Origin of the sequence: Nostoc sp. CCY 9925 (assembly GCF_963920935.1) — a bacterium.
Taxonomy (GTDB): Bacteria; Cyanobacteriota; Cyanobacteriia; order Cyanobacteriales; family Nostocaceae; genus Nostoc.
The window spans coordinates 25,485-43,814 of the sequence record NZ_CAWUDO010000004.1 but is presented as its reverse complement, the minus strand read 5'-3'; the positions used below and the strand labels follow the sequence as shown (position 1 = coordinate 43,814).

The 18,330-nt window shown below is 39.9% G+C and carries 15 protein-coding genes; 6 read left to right on the top strand and 9 right to left on the bottom strand.

Going from position 1 to position 18,330, the window contains the following annotated elements; genetic code table 11:
- Positions 1 to 3: 3 nt before the first annotated feature.
- The 5 genes from ACM0OY_RS03275 to ACM0OY_RS03255 all read right to left on the bottom strand — a co-directional run bounded on the left by ACM0OY_RS03275 (position 4) and on the right by ACM0OY_RS03255 (position 5,033).
- The gene (locus ACM0OY_RS03275; RefSeq protein ID WP_414567461.1) at positions 4 to 747 is read right to left on the bottom strand and encodes an HAD-IIB family hydrolase; all 744 of its coding nucleotides are present in this window, start codon (positions 745 to 747) and stop codon (positions 4 to 6) included.
- Positions 748 to 754: 7 nt separating this feature from the next.
- A complete protein-coding gene (locus ACM0OY_RS03270) occupies positions 755 to 2,209 on the bottom strand; it encodes a glycoside hydrolase family 13 protein (RefSeq protein ID WP_414567460.1) in 1,455 nt (484 codons plus the stop codon).
- Positions 2,210 to 2,348: 139 nt separating this feature from the next.
- The gene (locus ACM0OY_RS03265; protein ID WP_414567459.1) at positions 2,349 to 3,347 is read right to left on the bottom strand and encodes a GDP-mannose 4,6-dehydratase; all 999 of its coding nucleotides are present in this window, start codon (positions 3,345 to 3,347) and stop codon (positions 2,349 to 2,351) included.
- A gap of 115 nt (positions 3,348 to 3,462) precedes the next feature.
- Positions 3,463 to 4,272 carry a hypothetical protein gene (locus tag ACM0OY_RS03260; protein WP_414567458.1) on the bottom strand — a complete coding sequence of 270 codons (810 nt, stop codon included), beginning with the start codon at positions 4,270 to 4,272 and terminating at the stop codon, positions 3,463 to 3,465.
- A 5-nt stretch (positions 4,273 to 4,277) separates the two neighbouring features.
- Positions 4,278 to 5,033, bottom strand: a complete 756-nt coding sequence (locus ACM0OY_RS03255; RefSeq protein WP_414567457.1) for a sucrose-phosphate phosphatase — start codon at positions 5,031 to 5,033, stop codon at positions 4,278 to 4,280.
- A gap of 941 nt (positions 5,034 to 5,974) precedes the next feature.
- Between ACM0OY_RS03255 and ACM0OY_RS03250 the strand changes: the two genes are divergently transcribed.
- Genes ACM0OY_RS03250 through ACM0OY_RS03240 form a run of 3 tightly spaced genes read left to right on the top strand, consistent with a single transcriptional unit; the run spans position 5,975 to position 9,252 of the window.
- On the top strand, positions 5,975 to 6,622 hold the full coding sequence (locus ACM0OY_RS03250; protein ID WP_414567456.1) for an SIS domain-containing protein: 648 nt from the start codon (positions 5,975 to 5,977) through the stop codon (positions 6,620 to 6,622).
- Between the two features lie 58 nt (positions 6,623 to 6,680).
- Positions 6,681 to 8,231, top strand: coding sequence for a PfkB family carbohydrate kinase (locus ACM0OY_RS03245; RefSeq protein WP_414567455.1), 1,551 nt, complete (start codon positions 6,681 to 6,683; stop codon positions 8,229 to 8,231).
- Positions 8,232 to 8,253: 22 nt separating this feature from the next.
- Positions 8,254 to 9,252: an NAD-dependent epimerase/dehydratase family protein gene (locus ACM0OY_RS03240; protein WP_414567454.1), complete on the top strand. Its 999-nt coding sequence runs from the start codon at positions 8,254 to 8,256 to the stop codon at positions 9,250 to 9,252.
- Between the two features lie 696 nt (positions 9,253 to 9,948).
- Here ACM0OY_RS03240 and ACM0OY_RS03235 read toward each other — a convergent pair.
- From ACM0OY_RS03235 to ACM0OY_RS03220, 4 genes are all read right to left on the bottom strand, one after another.
- Positions 9,949 to 10,809 carry an RIO1 family regulatory kinase/ATPase gene (locus ACM0OY_RS03235; RefSeq protein ID WP_414567453.1) on the bottom strand — a complete coding sequence of 287 codons (861 nt, stop codon included), beginning with the start codon at positions 10,807 to 10,809 and terminating at the stop codon, positions 9,949 to 9,951.
- A 5-nt stretch (positions 10,810 to 10,814) separates the two neighbouring features.
- Entirely contained in the window at positions 10,815 to 11,258 is a 444-nt protein-coding gene (locus ACM0OY_RS03230; protein WP_414567452.1) for an NUDIX hydrolase, read from the bottom strand.
- Between the two features lie 368 nt (positions 11,259 to 11,626).
- Positions 11,627 to 12,991, bottom strand: a complete 1,365-nt coding sequence (gene gntT, locus ACM0OY_RS03225) for a guanitoxin biosynthesis MATE family efflux transporter GntT (protein WP_414567451.1) — start codon at positions 12,989 to 12,991, stop codon at positions 11,627 to 11,629.
- A 485-nt stretch (positions 12,992 to 13,476) separates the two neighbouring features.
- Positions 13,477 to 14,184: a Uma2 family endonuclease gene (locus ACM0OY_RS03220; protein ID WP_414567450.1), complete on the bottom strand. Its 708-nt coding sequence runs from the start codon at positions 14,182 to 14,184 to the stop codon at positions 13,477 to 13,479.
- Between the two features lie 378 nt (positions 14,185 to 14,562).
- Between ACM0OY_RS03220 and ACM0OY_RS03215 the strand changes: the two genes are divergently transcribed.
- From ACM0OY_RS03215 to ACM0OY_RS03205, 3 genes are all read left to right on the top strand, one after another.
- Positions 14,563 to 14,760, top strand: a complete 198-nt coding sequence (locus tag ACM0OY_RS03215; protein WP_414567449.1) for a hypothetical protein — start codon at positions 14,563 to 14,565, stop codon at positions 14,758 to 14,760.
- A gap of 101 nt (positions 14,761 to 14,861) precedes the next feature.
- Complete coding sequence (locus ACM0OY_RS03210) at positions 14,862 to 16,856, top strand: calcium-binding protein (RefSeq protein WP_414567448.1); 1,995 nt, start codon at positions 14,862 to 14,864, stop codon at positions 16,854 to 16,856.
- A 617-nt stretch (positions 16,857 to 17,473) separates the two neighbouring features.
- Positions 17,474 to 18,073, top strand: coding sequence for a calcium-binding protein (locus ACM0OY_RS03205; RefSeq protein ID WP_414567577.1), 600 nt, complete (start codon positions 17,474 to 17,476; stop codon positions 18,071 to 18,073).
- The last annotated feature ends 257 nt before the right edge of the window (positions 18,074 to 18,330 follow it).

Here is an 18,330-nt window from a genome sequence, read left to right as displayed (position 1 = left end):
TTTTTAATTTTTGCCATACTTCTTGAGACCATCCCAAATACCCATCACCCCAGGATAGGGACTATAATAAACGTTCTCCATTGTTTGAATTTTCTCAACTAATCTGGGTTCGGAATTTCCCACAGCAATACCCTTTAAACCTGTCTCAAATAATGAGAAATCGTTGAGGGTGTCTCCACAAGTAACTGTGTCATCATAATTAAAATTCATTTCTGCCAAAAATCTTAGGAGGGTTGGGCCTTTAGAAACTCCTTTTGGCATGACATCAAAATAATAGTAGTCTAATCTCATGTCATGGGAAAGGATGGTATCAAATCCAGCATCAATTACTTTTTGAATGGTTTGAGGTTGCAATGATTCAGGTTCATAGTAGTAAGATACACGATAGTCGGGATTAACAGACTGTAATTTTAATCCGGGTTCATTGGCTAATAAAGCTTTGACTTTTTCGTTAGCATTTCCCCAAGTTTGTGCTACCCAGTCTTGCAAAACAGAAATAGGCTCGAAGGTTTCCCCATCTACAATTGTGGTTCCGACATCAGCAATAATGTAGTCGGGTTGCGGAATGTTTGGGTCTTCATATAGTTCGCTAACTCGGTCAAGTTCTCTGCCGGTTACATATACTAAAAGAATGCGATCGCGCTGTTCGTGAATATATTGATAAAATTGCGATCGCTCTTGTTCAGAGCCACCTAAAAAAGTGCCATCGAGGTCAGTTGCTAACAGTAATGAGTGATTATAGTTCATATTAAAATTAGCCCAAAATTAATCCACTGCGCGGTGCAAGTATAAAATTGAGACTTGTTTGTGTTGTTTCGCCACTCCAATTTGCTTCGCCAGAACCATAGGTGAATAATACTTGATGAGGTTGCGAAGATAATGAAGGCTGAATACTAACTTTTGCTGTTTCATTACCAGCATTAACAGCAATTACTAAAACTTCTGTTTCTAATATCCGCGCAAAAATGTAAACTTGTCCTTGGGCATATAAAGTTTGATATTCGCCAATTCGTAATGCTGGATGAGAAAGACGCAGTTTAATTAATTGACGATGAAACTCTAGAATATCTCGATCCCACTCTTGTTCGTCGGGGAAACCTTTGCGACAATCAGGATCGTAACCGCCAGTCAAACCAACTTCATCGCCGTAATATATATAAGGTGCGCCGGGGAAAGTTAATAATAGTAACGTTGATAAATATAAACTGGGGCGATCGCCTCCGGCAACATCAATTAATCTAGCTGTATCGTGATTGTTGATCCCGTTAAGTTGAGTTAGCTGAATTTCCCAAGGATAAAGTTGTATCAATTCATTAATTTTTTCCCCATATTCAGCAGCATCGGAAGGTGGTGGTGGTGCATAAAATTCTAAATGACCTTTGACTTGGCGATCGCCGACAATAAAAGCTGTGGTAGCGTTAAGAAAAGGCAGACTCGACACGCCATCAAATTGTGTCCCATCTAACCACTCAGTGGCCTCCATTGGAATTTCTCCAACTATATATGCTTCGGGATTAATTGCCTTTACTCGGTCGCGAAACTCTTGCCAAAATCCAGGTGTTTTGATGTAATCTGCTGAATCTAAACGCCAACCATCTGCACCAAGTTTAATCCAATGTTCGCCTACGCGCATAATATATTCGCGTACACCTGGATTATTGGTATTCAATTCTGGTAAAGCACGAAAGCCACACCAAGAAGCATAATTAGCAGGGAGAGATTCATCATAGGGTGAGATAGGCCAACCTTCAATTTTGAACCAATCAAACCAAGGAGAATTTTGACCATTCTCTAAAATATCATTGAAAAAATAAAAGCCTCTGCTAGCATGATTAAAAGTTCCATCTAACACCAGTTTAATATTACGGCGGTGAACTTCTTTGAGGAGATTTGTAAATGCTTCTTCACCCCCTAATAAGGGATCTACTTGATAATAATCAAGGGTATGATAGCGATGATTACTAGCAGAGGTAAAAATGGGATTGAGATAAATCGCATTAATCCCTAAATCTTGTAAATAATCTAGTTTTTCAATTATCCCCCAAAGGTTTCCTCCTTTATAACCATTAAATGTAGGCGGAGCATTCCAATCTTCTAAGGGTACATTCAGTAACCAACTTTGGTGTGCTGGAACACTCCGAGCAAAACGGTCAGGAAATATTTGGTAGAAAACTGCATGTTTGACCCAATCAGGTGTATTAATCTGCATGAATTACTTGATGATTGTGGTTGAAATATTCCCTGTTTTGGGATTGGCTACTGGAACTACACTCTAACTTTGAGGTAAGCCAAAATGTTAATTTTTCTATTAAAAGCCTAATCCCCAATCCCTAGTTACCAGTTTCTTATTACGGCTGATGAATATATTCTAGTGACTGTTGCTGAATCTCATTCCAATAAGTATCTACCCAATTTACAACTCCAGTAATGCCATCATTTAGACATACTTGGGGGAACCAGCTTAATTCAGTTCTGGCTTTAGTGGAATCAATTATATACGCTGCATCTTGACCTATTCGTTCTGCTACGCTCACAGTAGAGTCTGTAAAAGAGCAATTCATGGCTTCACAAATATTTTGAACTACATCTCGCACAGCGTAACCTTGGTCAGGTGAAAGATGATAAATTTCTCCGATTTTACCTTGTTCCATGACGAGGAGTTCCCCTCTGGAAATATCGCGGATATGAATGTAAGATTTTTTCGCATATCCACCACCATGCAGTTCAATTGTCTTACCCAATTTCAGATAAATTACTGAACGAGGAATGATTTTAAATAGTTGCTGGTAAGCTCCATAAACATTGGTAGAGCGAACCATAACTAAAGGAAATTGGAAGTTTTTATAATAGGTAAAAAGCAATAAATCGGCGGCTGCTTTAGAGGCTGCATATGGTGTAGAAGGATTTAAAGGAGCAGATTCGGTGACAATACCTTGGCAAGTTCCATAAACTTCTGGAGAGGAAATATGAAAGTAGCGACGTAGATATTTTTGGTCTTTTAAGTGATTAATTAATTGAGCCAACGACACTGTATTGGTTTGGAACCAATGGTCGGGATTGACCCAGCTAGGGCCGACTTCACTCTGTGCGGCAAAATTGACGATGTATTCAGGTGCAAAATCATCAAGTACCTGAAGAATCTTCGCCATATCTCGGTTTAAGTCCAGTTGATGAAACTCAAATCGAGGGCTGTTATGTTGTAGATAAGGAAGAAATAGTTTACTTTTTTCGGGCGAACGGCTAATACCGATTACTTCATTTTTGTCATCTTCCAATAACAAATCAATGAAGTCACTACCAGAAAATGAATTACTTCCAATTACGGCTATTTTGCGAGTGGGTGTCATAAATATTTGGTAAAAAAATGGATTATTAACTAATTATTTAGTTATATCTTTTATTCTTCAACTAATAGAAAAAAAGCATATTGCTATTATTCCGGTGTGTTAATAAGTGCAGCCATCATCTATAATCTATGAGGGTGGGAGAGAAGTAGCGATTAATCGTTTCTCCCTTAGTACGTATCAATTTATCAATTACTCGATCGAAGAATTCATCTGTCACTATTATCCCTTTATAGGATTTCTTTCTAAAAGAGAAACATAAGTTAGCAGCATAAACAGGTGATTTTAATGATTCTACATACAACTGAATAATTGATTTTTCTTCTTCCATAAGTCCATGCATGAGAATAGGGCTAAAAAGCCCCATGTTTGGGAAAACAGGTAATTCCATAATTTCATCAAGATTAGTTAAAAATGTTGTGCTAACAGCTAGTCTAGACAACCTGCCTGTTTGATTTTTCATGATTGATTTACAGGCATATATATAAAAATCCAAGAAACTATTATTTTGCTCAAAATAGACCAATGAGTTAGTGGCTTTGCTGATACAGAATAAAGGCCCTTCTCCTAAGTTGATATTATCTGCTGTATCTAACCAGACTTCACGGCATAGTAAATAGTTTTCTGTAGTGTCAATCGTTAATTTTTCAGGATCGAAAACTACAATATCAGCATCCATCCAAATAGTTTTTTCGTATCCTTGTTCAAGAAACTTTCTAGCTATTTCTAGCCTAGCTAGGTCTGCAATGACGTTAATTTTTCCTTGGGCTTTCTCTATATACCAATCTGGAACATAGTCAAAAAAATTATCTTCTCTCTGGTAATCAAAACCCTTCAATTCTGCCCAATTTTTTACTGTTTGCATACAGGTTTCCAGCCAAGCTGGTGTTTCATCTCCGCGATAGGATTGATAAACAATAGTTTTCATTTCAATCATCCTCTATAAAATCCCAAGTATTCTAATCCCTCTAAAATTCCAGTTGCAAAATTACTTTTTGCTAGATAGCGTTTTCCTGGTGGAGAATTTTCATGCCAGTTTAATATTTCTAACCGAGCATTACCCACGATAATGGCGGGACAATGCATATTTTGAAACATGGACAAATCGTTACCTGAATCTCCACAAATCACAGTTTCTTCATCGGTAAAGCCCAAAAGTTGTTGCACAAAAATAGCCGCTGAAGCTTTATTTGCGGATGCAGGCAATATGTCTAAAAATCCGCCATCATAAGAGTCTACCATTTGCACTGCTATGCCTTGACTCTGGAGAATTGCCTTTAAATGGGGAGCTGTAACATATAATCCCTGTAGGCAGGTGTAATAGGTAATTTTGAAGTCAGTCTGTTCTGTGGGAGGTTGGAGGACAAGGCAAGGAAACCGTTTTGCTACCTCTACTATTATTTCTCGGTTCCAACCTTGGGAGATTTTGGTCGCCCATTCTTCATCAGGGTTATTGCTACCTGGATAGTATATTTCTGTACCAACCGCCAACATTAATACATCAGGTTCTAAGAGTTCTTTTTGGGCAATTAATTGTTGATAAAGAGGTAGCGATCGCCCTGTAGTATAGGCAATAACTGTACCGTAATTTTGGCGTTGCTCGTGTAGCCATTGATTTAATTTATTTAAAGCTACATCGTCACCGACTAAAGTGTGATCTAAGTCGGTCACAAATAAAAATTTAGCCACTATTACTCCTGAATGAAGACGTTGCCGATTCTATTTACCTCAATATTTAAATTCAGTAACAATTCTCAGATTTAGTCAGCAAACAGAGGCGAAAAATCTTTATCTAATTTAAACAACTAGTGGAAAAACCTGCGAAATAATCAGTTTTCAATTTATTTTTATGCTCTGATTCATCATTATACCTGTTTGCATACATCTGTCAAACGCAATTAGTATTACAATCTGTTTACATTTTACAAAAAAACTTTGTATGGCATAAATTTTCTTGGTAATTTCAATGTAATGCCTGTTTTTAACTGTCTTAACTGTCTTAACTGTCTTAACTGTCCGCTTAACTGTCTTAAGTGTCCGAATTTACTATTGCATTTTGAATGCAAAAATAAGATAGTATTAAAACACTAATTTTTGAAACCCTCTTATACTCAAGCACCATAGACTTCGCAACCCTACTTCTGCATTACATAGAAGTCAATCTTTGCCACATCAGTAAACACTGCTAAACTCAGAACGTATCATTAGAAAAATTAATGAGTGTAATTAATCTTGAAAGTATGTGTGATTTATTAAGTTTTGAAAAATGCTTCTGTCCAATGCTTTTTTGAAAGTGACATGAATTTAAAGCTAATGAAATTCATGCAAAAAAGTTCGGCATGTCAAACAAGCTTTATGCCTGGCTATCAGATTTAATTTGTCTACTTTAACAAATAAAAATCCAGTGTCAACTAAGTAATTCTTGAGGTTTAATATAGTTGCCATCGATTGAAAATGTTAAATATTTGTGTAAATTCAAAAATGGCTGCAATTTTAATTTTATTATTTGCTTGTGAAAAATTAGTTTAATTTTTTATTAAAAAATTAACTAAGTATAATAAAATCTTTTTTATTTTAGTAAAAATAAAAAAGATTTGCTCAGATCAGAAATGTAATTCTAGGTAAAATCAATGCCTTCAGTACAGCAGCAACTATACTCATTTTCTACTGATTACTTTAGCCAACTAGCTAATCTTGGAGAAAAATTTCAGGTAACAGATTGCCAAGGCAAATATTTTTCAAATTCTCACGGGATTAACCTAGCTGCTGATTTAATAAATCAGCAACATCAACAGCAGCGAAAAGTTATTTTCATTGGAAATGGAGGGAGTGCAACTGTAGCTAGTCATCAAGCCATTGACTTCTGGCGCAACGGTAATATTCCAGCGATCGCTTTTAATGATAGTGCTTTAATCACCTGCATTAGTAATGACTTTGGTTACGAACAAGTATTCAGCAAGCCAATCTCTACATTTGCCCAATCTGGAGATATTTTATTTGCAATTAGTAGTTCTGGGCAATCAGAAAACATCCTCGCAGGTGTTCGCCAAGCAATAAAGATGGATTGCCATGTAATTACACTTTCAGCCTTTCAAACAAATAATCCTTTGCGTCAAATGGGACATCTAAATTTTTATGTTCCAACTATGTCTTATGGTTTTGCAGAAATTATGCATTTATGTATCTGCCACTGCATTATAGATGGCTTAGTGAAAGGTGCTTTACCTAGTAGAGATGCAAATAACTATGTAAGTTTTCATGAAATTCAAGCATCTTAAACTTATGCAAGTTCTACACAAATTACCTGAATGTAATTGCCGTAAAATTTAGGATTCCATGAAACTAGCAATCGGTACTGAAAAAAGCCTTGACTTTGAAACCTGTGCAGAGGTGTTTGCTATCTACCGAGAACAGGGGCGCAAAATCGTTCTCTGCAATGGTGTATTTGATTTGCTGCACCCCGGACACATTGCTCACCTGCAAGCAGCCAAAGCAATGGGAGATTTGTTAGTAGTCTCTTTAACTGCGACTCCCTACATTAACCGAGGCCCCGGAAGACCAATATTTTCTGATGAATTGCGTGTGAGTTCCATCGCTGCTTTAGCTTGTGTTGATTACGTGATTTTAACTCCGGCGGTAACAGCTTTAGAAGTAATTGAAAAAGTACGTCCGCATATTTATTGCAAGGGTGATGAATATGCACAGACCGAAAAAGATGTAACCCACAATATTGACAAAGAAATTGCCCAAGTTAGAGCTTATGGCGGTGACATTCGCTATACCCAAGAAATTACTTTTAGCTCAACGCGGTTAATTAATAATTATCTTGATGTTCTCCCTTCAGAATTAAAACATTACGCCAGCGATTTTAGTCAGCAGTATAGTTTTGAGCAGATTACAAATGCTGTAGATGCAATGCAGCATCTCAATGTTTTAGTACTTGGCGATATTATTATTGATGAGTTTGTTCACTGTACTGTTCAAGGGCTAACTTCCAAAGGCAGGGCGCCTGCAACTCGCTTTCTGAAAAAGGAACAGCATTTGGGGGGAGTCTTTGCGATCGCTCGCCATCTGTCTAGTTTTGCCAAGTCAGTGACTCTAGCTAGCGCCATTGGTAGCGAACCAGATGTGCATCGCTTAATTGCCAATCATGTGAATGGTTCGCTGCATCTAAATTTGCAGTGTGCAGAGAATTATTCCACTGTCACCAAGCGTCGTTATATTGAACAACAAGGAGCAACAAAGGGTTATACGCAACTATTTGCGATCAACTCTATGGACGAAGAGGGATTAGTAACCGAAGAACGCCAAAAACTGTTGGATTCTTGGGAGAAGTTACTAAAAAATTGCGATTTAGTAATTTTGGCAGATTACGGTCATGGACTGATTGATGCATCTGCCATCGAATTGATTCAAACCCAAGCACCATTCCTCGCTTTGAATTGTCAAACAAACAGTGCAAATTACGGTTACAACTTGATTAGTAAGTATCAACGAGCCGATAGCTTTTGTATAGACGAGCAAGAAATTCGTCTCGCTTTTTCTAATCGCTACGGGAATCGGGACGAGTTATTAAAACGTTTGCAATACCATCTAGGGGCGCAACAAGGTTGGTTAACTTTGGGGGCTGCGGGTTCTTTGGCAATTCAAGCCAACGGAGAGATGGAAGTTACCCCAGCCATGACACAACAAGTCAAAGATACCACAGGTGCGGGAGATGCCTTTTTTGCTCTAGCTAGTATGAGCGCCAAATTAGATTTACCCCTACCGTTGGGATCGTTTTTGGGAAATTTAGCAGGAGCGATCGCGGCGAATATTTTGGGTAACGAAAAGCCTGTAGAGAAAGCACGATTACTCAAGTTTGCCAAAACAATTTGCACATTTTAAAAGATTATCAAGGAGCCGAGTTATGAGTTCAATTAAACAAGTTTTAGTAACCGGCGGTGCTGGTTATGTCGGGTCTGTGCTAGTTCCTAAGCTTTTGCAAGCCGGATATGCAGTCAAGGTGCTAGACCTGTATCTTTATGGCAAAGATGTACTAGCTGCTGTTAAAGATCATCCTAACTTACAAGAGATTCAAGGCGATATCCGCGATCGCCAACTTCTGGAAAAAATCATGCCGGGATGTGATGCAGTTATTCATTTAGCTTGCATTTCCAACGATCCGAGTTTTGAATTAGATCCAGATTTAGGGCGTTCCATTAATTATGATGCTTTTTTTGATCTGGTGGATGTGGCAAAAGATTCGGGAGTCAAGCGGTTTATCTATGCTTCTTCCTCCAGTGTTTACGGCGTCAAAGAAACAGAAAATGTCACAGAAGATTTACCATTAATGCCTTTAACAGACTATTCTCGTTACAAGGCTTTATGCGAAGAAGTATTACTCAGTAAACGAGAACCAGGATTTGTCACTTTAATAGTGCGTCCAGCAACAGTATGCGGTTACTCTCCTCGCCAGCGACTAGATTTAATAGTCAATATTTTTACTAACCAAGCTATCAATAATGGTAAAATTACAGTTTTTGGTGGTGAGAATAAGCGCCCCAGTCTTCATATTGAAGATATGGTTCAGTTTTATCTCAATTCTCTACAATGGACGGATGAGGCGATCGATGGCAAAATTTTCAATGTTGGGTATGAAAATTATACAGTGACCGAAATTGCAGAGATGACTCGTGAGGTAGTGGGAGACTCTGTAGAAATTGTGACTACACCTACAAATGATACGCGTTCATACCATATTTCCTCAGAGAAAATTAAGCAAGAACTGGGATTTGTACCTTCACATACAGTGGAAAATGCAATCCAAGATTTAACCTCAGCATTTAAAGCTAATCAAATTCCCAATTCTCTAACAGATTCTCGTTACTATAACGTCAAAGTGATGAAGGAAATTAACTTCAAGTAAAATTAAACCCCGCTATGATTCTGGGCGGGGTTTGAATTACAGCAGATTTGAATTTTTAGGTTGGTTTGCAATACGGTTCGCTAAGGTTTTTGATGAAAATTCTAAATTTAAAGACGCGATAAATCGCCGTATCTACAAGAATCAATCGGCGATTTATCGCGCCATCATGTCCGCATAATTAGTTATGATTCCCACAGTCATTGCACCCCGCCAAAGCTGCGCTTTGTCTCCCCTAAGAGCTTGCGGGGCTAGGGTGTACACACATCTATGTAGGAAACCAAAATCCTTGTATATCCGTCATTATCCTCCTTAAAAAGGAGGACTTTGAGAGGTTTTTGCCCCCCTTGGAAAGGCAGGGCTGTTTCATTTCATTTCAAACACAATTTGTCAAGATGGTCAGCGAGAAAAATTGTAAGTGAGAGTGACGACCAGATGAACTTTTAAGCACTTAAACAACAGTAAAATTGTTCATTTTATCGGCACGTTGGTAACAAAATAATCAATCTTTAATTGCTATAACCCTTGATTTTTCAGGCTATTTAGGGAATGAAACAGCCCTGCTTTCCAAGGGGGGTTGGGGGGATCAAAAGTCTGTGGGGCAACTCTAGAAGACTTGTGTGTACACCGTAGGCTTGCTCTTAGGGGATTAAGGGGTGGGGTTCTTCGGGTTTAATAAGTAATCAAGCGGACATGATATTATTCAGCAAACATCGCAACCAAACGATTTGCAGGTTCAGGCATGGAAATATACAAAGTTGTTGGGAAAGACCAATTATTACTTGGCTTATTGGGGTCGAGATAAAAGTTGCATAAACCTTCAATAAAATTTTTCATCTTGGAGATGTCATAGCCCCATACTTTTAATGATGGTAAAACTTCTGTTTCCACGATTTTTAATAAATCATCTCGTCTACTTGTCACTCTCATGGCATTAAAAATAGTCCATGCCATTTCTAATGCTTCAAGGGTGCCATCATTACCGCCTTGATAAAACCATTCAATATCAAAATCAATCATTCGCACGTTTCCTTCGTCGTCAATCATTTCATTACCGCCCCAGCGGTCGGCATAAATGATTCCCTGTCTGTGAGCTAAATTCATTTCTTGCACAATCTTCGGCAGAAATTTTACTTCTCCAGCTTCTAAAAATTCAAATAAAGTTTTGCCTGTGACATATTCAATCAGCATCCAATCTTCAGCTGCATGGATTAATTTCGGAACTGGTAAGCCAGCAGCTAACGCGCGCTTAAGAAAATCCACTTCATCAGCAATATTTCTGAGTTTGAATGAACCACCATTTTGGATGAATCCAGTAGCTTCATACATATACTGCATATAAGCATCACCGGCTTCAGTAGCAATATCCCGCCTAGCACGAAAAACGTAGCGATCGCCTGCTATTGTAATGAATAAGATATGGTTAAATAATCCTTCAGACTCAGGTTTTTCTATTTTTGCTGTTTGACCTCCAGGTAAATAATCCAAAGCACGCTCTAATGCCTGAGCGATATCTGTTGGCAGTGTATTTTTTAAATTTTCTTGAACTGAGCTTTTCATTACCTTTAACCCATACTTAATTCTAAATTCATTGCTAAGAAATCAAAAAACTCAGCTAGAATTTGGTCGTAGTGAGACGCAAATTCCAGTTCCTTGATTTCTTCTCGACTAAAGTATGCTAATTTTTGACCTTCATGCAGCGTTATTTGGGAAATATCTAAATCCAGCTGAGTCCAAAAAATGTGTTCGTCACACTCTTGCCAATAATAAGACTTAAAGAATTTAATTTCGCCTAACTCTAGTTCCATTTCCTCAACTAGTTCTCTGCGAATAGTTGCTTCTGGAGATTCATTTTCTTCTATATATCCTCCCAGTAGTGCCCAAGTGTTGGGAAAAGGAATAGAGCTTTTATTATCTCGAAGTACAAGTAAAACTTGCTGCTGTCTGTTGAGAATAATTATGTCAGCGCCTGGTGCTTCTCTCATCTCAGCTACATCTTGAATAAACATTAATCAGTATATGATAAACAAATAAGTTTATAAAAATAATCTTTATTTTTTAATATTTTCATCTAAAAATTTTGAAGAACAATTCAGAAGTCAGAATTCAGGAGTCAGAATCAAGACGCTCGAAGACTCAGCTTTGCTACGCTATCAGTGTGGGATTCAGACCCGCCACTGAATTGTTGCACCACCAAATTTTCAATTTGGTGGTGGTGCAAAAACGCCGTTTATTCAGACGCTCGCGGACACGGCTTAGCTGCGCTATCCGCCAGTCTCACAAAATACCCAACTGAATTCTGGCTCCTGACTCCTGAATTCTGTTTGATAAATATTTGATATTAAAGCCTTCTCAATTCTGAATTCTGATAGTACATTTAATTTTCAACAGCTGTCAGAGAACTCGAATTAACTTCTACATCAAAATTCAAAGATTTTGGTAAATAGACTAGCATCGCGACCATTTTGCTAAACATCAATAAGACGAGCGAGAGCAACAAAATATGCTTATTTTGAAAATAACAACCTACTATAGCTGATGGAATAAATCCAAAAATAGCAGAGATAAAGCTGACATTACGAACGATTTTGGCTTCCGCTAAACCTAAGAAATATCCTTCTAGCATTGAGGAAACTGAATTGAATGCAAGAAAGAAAATTAAGACCCAAACATAGTTATCAATAGTGTCGGTAATTTCAGTGTGGTTGGTTAATATTCCAAAAACTTTTTGGGGAAATAAAATACAAATTGTGGCTATAGTGAGTCCTATCAACAAGCTAATTGTAATTGAAAGTCTCAGTAAAGGGATAAATTTCTCTTTTGACTCACTGCCTTTAAAGTTTCCGGTTAATGTTTCTGTGGCAAATCCTATTCCATTACTTAAGTAAACATTCAGTTGTATTACCTGCCCCAACAAAGCATTTTGGGTAAAGAATATCGTACCCATCATGGCACTAAAATTACTAAAAAAGGTATAGATAGACACCTCAGTAATAGTTCTGAGCATGATATCTGTATTGAGAGATAAAGTCCTTTTCAAAGCTGACAAATCCATCATTTGTGGCATCACTGCTCGTACTTCTTCCCACTGAAGTTTTTTACTAACTAAGATGATGCCGATCGCCAACATTAAATATTGGCTAGATGCTTGAGATGCTCCAGCCCCCATACTATTCCAACCCCACTGAATAATAAATACGTAATCTAAAATTATATTGGCTGCGTTAGCAATAATTGAAATTATCAAAACCTTAGCATTCTCTTCTCGTCCCAGCAGCCAACCGACGAGAACAAAGTTGAGTAAAACAGCAGGCGCTCCCCAAATCCGAGCATTATAATACTCAATACCAGCAGCTTTGATAGCGACATCACCGCTCAAGAGCGAAAAACCTATTTCTCGCAAAGGATACTGCAAAATTAATACAGCGATACCCAATGCCAAGCCTATTAAGCCATTGCGTAGTCCTATTAGCAGCGCTGCCTCTTGGTCATCTGCTCCCACAGCTTGAGCCGTCAACCCAGTGGTTGCCATGCGTAAGAACTCAAGAATCAAATAGACAAGGCCAAATAAGATATTAGCGATGGAAACCCCCGCCAAGGCATCGATGTCTTTCAAATGACCCAAAAAAGCCACGCTGATTAAACCCGCTAGAGGTATCATCAGATTGGAAACAATATTAGCGATCGCCAGCCGAAAGAAGCGCGGCACAAAGTCGTACTGTTCTGAAAGTGTTAAGTTCATGAATTAATTAAGTAATCTAGCTCTGTTGATTTGGAGTTTTTTACAATTTTTCTGGAAACCTATTAAAAAGCACTTATTTTAACCCGTCTTTACCATTTTAATTTTTTACTCTGAAAAAAGCGGGAAAACCTATAAGAATTCAGAATTTAAAATTCAGAATTAATAAGAGTGAGATATCGAAATTTGATAATTTGAACAAAATCAAGCAGTATCTAATGATTGATTCTTCAACTATTCTGACTCCTGACTGCTAACTCCTGAATTATGACGATAAATCATATCTATAATCTCAGTAAAAAAACTATTATGCAAGGACAGATAAGACACTTAAGAAAAATTTTTGAGACAGATAAGACATTTCACCCCTTCAATTCAAATGCTAGGGGTTATCCAGAAAAATTTTATACTGCCCTAATAACAGAAGTAGAGGGGTGGGCGGGAGAATAATAACTGCTCAGTTATCATTCAACAGTCAACATTTCAAGTTAGAGATTCATCGCGATCGCTTCTACATCTTCTACAGTCAATCCTAAAGCATCAGCCACTTGTTCTCGGTTTAATCCGATACTCAGTAGTTTAGGTACTGCTTGTTGCAGTCGTTGTTGTGCAGCTTGAGACTGTGCCATTAATTGCCCAAATGTCATAAAAGGTTGACCATCTGGGTAGGAAAGTTGCCAGTGTTCGCCAGAGACATCAAAATTAATTTGCAGCCGTGGACTAACCCATTTTTGACCAAAATCTACCGAGTCTAAACCATATTCACCGCGTAACCAAACTTGTAGTTCATTATTTTCTGGGTTGTATATATAGTATTCCTCCACACCGTATTGATTGTAGAACAGCAACTTCCGAGCCATTTCTACTGATGTGTTGACTGGCGAGAGGATTTCAAACACTACTTGCGGCGGTTGATTTCCTTCTTCCCACTGTTTATAAGAAGACCGACAACCTTTTGGACGACCGATGGCAACCATCACATCGGGTGCATATTTAATCTTATTATTACCTTCAATGGGATACCAGAATAAATCGCCAGCGACAAAAACATTTGGATCGCCTGCAAACAGAAGATCTAAATTACCCTTAATCAGCACAATAATTTCAAAATGTTCTGTATTATTGGCCATCGGCTGATCGTCAGATTCTGGATAGAAAATCTCCGCAGGTGCAGAAGATTCGATTTGGGAAACCATCGCTTTCATCTCCACTCGTGTTTTTATTTTAGGCGATCGCTCCACTGCAATTGAACGTGAATTCGGCAGACCTCACCCACCCAGCCTCCCTCTCCTACCAGGAGCTACGGTGTACACACAAGTCTTCTACAGTTGCCCCCAGACTTTTGATCCCCCCAACCCCCCTTGGAAAGGGGGGCAAAAACCTCTCAAAGTCCTCCTTTTTAAGGAGGATTTAGGAGGATCTACGAGGATTTTGGTTTCCTACACAGATGTGTGTACACCGTAGCCTACCAGGAGAGGGAGGAGTAAGAAAAATTAGGCTCTTTGCTCCCCTCTCCTTCAAGGAGAGGGGCTGGGGGTGAGGTCAAAATATACATCGAATTCACGTCAATTGAGTTGTGTCGCCCCGCAATTGAGTTGCATCGCCCCGCAATTGAGTTGCATCGCCCCGCAATTGAGTTGCGTCGCCATGCAATTGAATTGCATCGCCTCGCAATTGAGTTGCGTCGCCTCGCAATTGAGTTGCGTCGCCTCACAATTGAGTTGCGTCGCCTCACAATTGAGTTGCGTCGCCATGCAATGCGATTGTATTAAGAAATTTTACAAACACTGCTTAAGTAAAAAGTACCCTGCATAGACCTTAGTAATCCACGTATGGATAGGTGTAAGGTTCCATAGCGTAAGGAAAAATCCACATGGTTACTAAATTTGGTACTAATTTCAACGACAACGGCACAATTCAAAACGGTATATTTTACCCCACCCTCACAGGCACTGATGGCGACGATCGCATTTCTGGATTGGCAGGTAACGATATTATAGATGGTGCGGCTGGGAATGACAGTCTTTGGGGTGATGCTGGTAACGACTTGTTACGGGGCGGTGACGGGATTGATTGGTTATCAGGTGGTGATGGCAACGATACCATAATAGGCGATCGCGGTAATGACATTTTCGTTGGTGGAGCCGGAAACGACAGGCTGATTTGGAACAACGGTGATGGCAGCGACAAAATGAGTGGCAATGCTGGCTACGATGTAGTCGAAGTCAATGGTGCGGGGGCTGCCGGCGATACCTTCCGCTTACAAGGTGATGCCCAAGGTAGAGCCATCTTTGACCGCTTGAACTTAGTACCTTTCACCTTAACTGTAGACACTGCCGAAAAGTTTGAAGTCAACGGTCAAGGCGGCGATGACATCTTCGATGTTAACAGCTTGGCTGGGACTAGCATCACAAGTGTGCAATTTACAGGCGGTGCGGGTAATGACTTGCTCGATGGTGCTGATACAACTACGCCGTTAGTTGGTTATGGCAACGAGGGCAATGATACCCTCAAGGGTGGCACTGGAACTGACAGTCTTTCGGGTGATGCTGGTAACGACTTGTTACGGGGCGGCGATGGGATTGATTGGTTATCAGGTGGTGATGGCAACGATACCATAATAGGCGATCGCGGTAATGACATTTTCGTTGGTGGAGCCGGAAACGACCGACTGATTTGGAACAACGGTGATGGCAGCGACAAAATGAGTGGCAATGCTGGCTACGATGTAGTCGAAGTTAATGGTGCGGGGGCTGCCGGGGATACCTTCCGCTTGCAAGCAGATGCTCAAGGCAGAGCCATCTTTGACCGCTTGAACTTGGTGCCCTTCACCTTAACTGTAGACACTGCCGAAAGGTTTGAAGTCAACGGTCAAGGTGGCGATGACATCTTTGATGTTAACAGCTTGGCTGGCACTAGCATCACAAGTGTGCAATTTACAGGTGGTGCGGGTAATGACTTGCTCGATGGTGCTGATACAACTACGCCGTTAGTTGGTTATGGCAACGAGGGCAATGACACCCTTAAGGGTGGTGCTGGAACTGACAGTCTTTCGGGTGATGCTGGTAACGACTTGTTACGGGGCGGTGACGGGATTGACTGGTTATCAGGTGGTGATGGCAACGATACCATAATAGGCGATCGCGGTAATGATATCTTCGTTGGTGGAGCCGGAAACGACAGGCTGATTTGGAACAACGGTGATGGCAGCGACAAAATGAGTGGCAATGCTGGCTACGATGTAGTCGAGGTCAATGGTGCGGGGGCTGCCGGGGATACCTTCCGCTTGCAAGCAGATGCCCAAGGCAGAGCCATCTTTGACCGCTTGAACTTGGTGCCCTTCACCTTAACTGTAGACACTGCCGAAAGGTTTGAAGTCAACGGTCAAGGCGGCGATGACATCTTCGATGTTAACAGCTTGGCTGGCACTAGCATCACAAGTGTGCAATTTACAGGTGGTGCAGGCAATGACTTGCTTGATGGTCGTGGCACATCTACGCCATTAGTTGGCTATGGCAATGATGGCAATGACATACTTTATGGCGGCAGTGGAAATGACAGTCTCTATGGTGATGCTGGCAATGACTATCTTGCTGGTGGTAAAGGGAATGATGTACTCTCTGGCGGTTTAGGCGCAGATAAGTTCTACTTTGAGTCTAAGCTGAACGGCATAGACATTATCAAAGATTTCCAATATGCACAGGGAGATAAAATCCAAGTTAGCAAAATTGGCTTTGGTGCGAGTAACCTAAGTCAGTTCAGCTATAACAACATCACTGGTGGTTTGTCTTACCAAGGACAGCTGTTTGCAACTGTCGAGAACAAACCTGCTGGCTTCTCAATCAGTACAGACGTTGTGCTGGTCTAAGAAAACTTTTGACCGAACAATTTGCAATTCGTAGTAACGCAATTGTAGACGTAATTAAATAATCGATCTATTTGAGATATAACCCCACGCCACTTGCTCTACTTAAGCTTTGCCCAAGTAGAGCAAGTGGTTCTTCAATTTATTGATGAAATACACGGGTAGGGGCACAACATGTTGTGCCCCTACGATTATCTGTACCTCTTCAAAATTTACTCTGCATAAACTTCTGTAGCTCACGTATGGATAAGTGTGACAACTAGTTGCTGAAGATAACATGAGTTTCTCAAATACTCATACTAACCAGTCTTCACTTTAGCTTGTTGCGATCGCTCTCAAGTTCTGGATTAACTAACTTCAACAAGGAAAATACTTATGGCTATTATACAAGGACAACAAACCCAGGGCAAACGCATCTAAATTACTCTTGATCACAACGAAGGTTAAAAACCAACGAAAAAATCAGGATTTCGCGCTTGATTATTTTTTAAGCCCCAAAGCGATCGCCTAAAATTTTCGCAATAAGCAAGAGTTAATGACATTAATTTTAGTTCTATTGAGAATAGACTTTGCTTGTTGACATGATGCGGCCGCCCTGACAACAAACCAATGGAAATGACATCATCATTGCTGATGGAGCTAATGACTTTATCGATGGTCTATTAGGCATTGACCTTATTAACGGTGGTTCGGGCAACGACATCATCTTCGGTAGGGGTGGCAATGACATAATTCTCGGTGCTGCCGGCAATGACTTCATTAACGGTGGCGCGGACAATGACGACCTTAGTGGTGGCGCGGGCAATGACACCCTTTTCGGTAGCTCCGGCAATGACACCCTTTTCGGTGGCTCTGGTAGTGACTCCCTCAGTGGTGGCACCGGCAATGATATTCTCATAGGCTTTAATGGAGTCAGTGGAAATGAGTTAGACACTCTCAGGGGTGGTTCTGGAGCCGACACGTTTGCACTCGGAGATAAAGCCCGTTCCTTCTACCTCAATTCGACCGGCTCTAGTTTTGCCACAATTGTTGATTTCGATTTCAGTCAGGGTGACAAGATTCGAGTTAACGGTAGTGTCTTTGGTTACACATTAAACAAGAACATTAATGTCTCTGGTGGTTCCGCATTAGACACGCAAATTTTCAGAAACGGCGATCTCATTGCGGTTGTACAAGACAATACTAATGTGTTTGCTTCCCTCGACTTTGTTACAGCTTAGATTGAGGGAATTGAAAGCACTGCTGTACAATGCTTTCAATAATATTTAAGTCGTGCAAGCGGTACAGATGCATACCTGAATGCCGCTTGCATTTTTAAATTTTATCACTGCATAGATCAAATATTTCTACAAATATGAATACAGCTTTACAAATAAGCGTACATGGGTAGGGGCACAATATATTGTGCCCCTACAATTATCTGTACCTCACAAAGTAGCAATCTGCTGTAAGAGATTACCAACAAATAAATTATCCA